The organism is Sphingomonas mangrovi, assembly GCF_047975845.1.
In the GTDB taxonomy this organism is placed as follows: domain Bacteria; phylum Pseudomonadota; class Alphaproteobacteria; order Sphingomonadales; family Sphingomonadaceae; genus Sphingomonas.
Genome location: NZ_JBIUCZ010000069.1, coordinates 1 through 1,749 on the forward strand (window position 1 = coordinate 1; position 1,749 = coordinate 1,749).

General features: G+C 69.9%; 2 protein-coding genes. Both read right to left on the reverse strand.

The annotated features are described in order from the left end of the window. Positions 1 to 66 precede the first annotated feature (66 nt). A complete protein-coding gene (locus tag ACBY01_RS17130; RefSeq protein WP_416462197.1) occupies positions 67 to 1,002 on the reverse strand; it encodes an electron transfer flavoprotein subunit alpha/FixB family protein in 936 nt (311 codons plus the stop codon). Further along, on the reverse strand, positions 999 to 1,748 hold the full coding sequence (locus ACBY01_RS17135) for an electron transfer flavoprotein subunit beta/FixA family protein (protein WP_416462198.1): 750 nt from the start codon (positions 1,746 to 1,748) through the stop codon (positions 999 to 1,001). Before ACBY01_RS17135 ends, ACBY01_RS17130 begins: the two co-directional genes overlap by 4 nt. Between the last annotated feature and the right edge of the window lies 1 nt (position 1,749).

The following is a 1,749-nucleotide window of genomic DNA, read 5'->3' on the forward strand; positions in this document are numbered from 1 at the left end:
GCTAGGGGCAGGGCGGTAGGGCGGGGTGGCTGATCGAAGGGGCGGGATCGCTCCCGCCCCTCGTGCTCACAGCTTTTCGGTGAGTTCGGGCAGCACCTGGAACAGGTCGCCGACCAGGCCGACGTCGGCGACCTGGAAGATCGGCGCGTCCTCGTCCTTGTTGATCGCGATGATCGTCTTGCTGTCCTTCATCCCCGCCAGGTGCTGGATCGCGCCGGAGATGCCGACCGCGACGTACACCGCGGGGGCGACGATCTTGCCGGTCTGGCCGACCTGATAGTCGTTGGGCGCGAAGCCCGCGTCGACCGCGGCGCGGCTGGCGCCGATCGCGGCGCCGAGCTTGTCGGCGAGCGGCTCGATGAGGGCGTGGAACTGCTCTTCCGAGCCGAGCGCGCGGCCGCCCGAGACGATCACCTGCGCGCTGGTCAGTTCGGGACGGGCCGAGGCTTCCTTCGCGCAGCCGACGAAGCGCGACTTGCCCTGGTCGCCGGGCGCCGCGACGGTCTCGACCGAGGCGCTGCCGCCTTCGGCCGCCGCCTTGTCGAAGCCGGTGGCGCGGACGGTGATAACCTTCCTGGCGTCCGACGACTGGACGGTCGCCACCGCGTTGCCGGCGTAGATCGGCCGGGTGAAGGTGTCGGCGCTCTCGACCGAGACGATGTCGCTGACCTGCATCACGTCGAGCAGGGCGGCGACGCGCGGGGCCACGTTCTTGCCGTCGGAGGTCGCGTTGGCGAGGAACGCGTCGTGGTCGGCCATCAACGGCACCACCAGCGCCGCGACGTTCTCCGCGAGCATCTGCGCATAGGCCGGATCGTTCGCGAGCAGCACCTTGCGCACCCCCGCCACCTTGGCGGCGGCGTCGGCGGCCTGCGCCGCCTCGTCGCCGTGGCCGGCGACCAGCGCGACCACGTCGCCCAGCTTGGCGGCGGCGGTGACGGTGGCGAGCGTCGCGTCCTTGATCCGGCCCTCGCCGTGTTCGACCAGTACCAGCACGCTCATGCGACCACTCCCAGGCTCTTGATCTTGTCGACCAGCGCGTCGACGCTGTCGACCTTGACGCCGGCGGCACGCTTGGCGGGCTCCTCGACCTTGAGGATGGTGATCCGTGGGCTGAGGTCGACGCCGTAGTCGGCGGGCGTCTTCTGCGCCAAGGGCTTCGACTTCGCCTTCATGATGTTGGGCAGCGAGGCGTAGCGCGGCTCGTTCAGGCGCAGGTCGGTGGTGACGATGGCGGGGAGGGGCAGCGCCACCGTCTCCAGGCCGCCGTCGACTTCGCGGGTGACGGTGGCGGTGTCGCCCTCGACCTCGAGCTTGGAGGCGAAGGTGCCCTGGCCCCAGCCGAGCAGGGCGGCGAGCATCTGGCCGGTCTGGTTGTTGTCGTCGTCGATCGCCTGCTTGCCCAGGATCACGAGCTGCGGCTGCTCCTCTTCCACCACCTTGGCGAGGAGCTTGGCCACGCCGAGCGGCTCGGGGCGGACGTCGGCGGTGATCAGGATCGCGCGGTCGGCGCCCATCGCCAGCGCGGTGCGCAGCGTGTCCTGCGCCTTCGGCTCGCCGATCGAGACCACGACGACCTCGGTCGCCACGCCCTTTTCCTTCAGGCGGATGGCTTCCTCGACCGCGATCTCGTCGAACGGGTTCATGCTCATCTTGACGTTGGCCAGGTCCACGCCCGACCCGTCCGCCTTCACCCGCGGCTTCACATTATAGTCAAGCACCCGCTTGACCGGCACCAACAGCTTCATG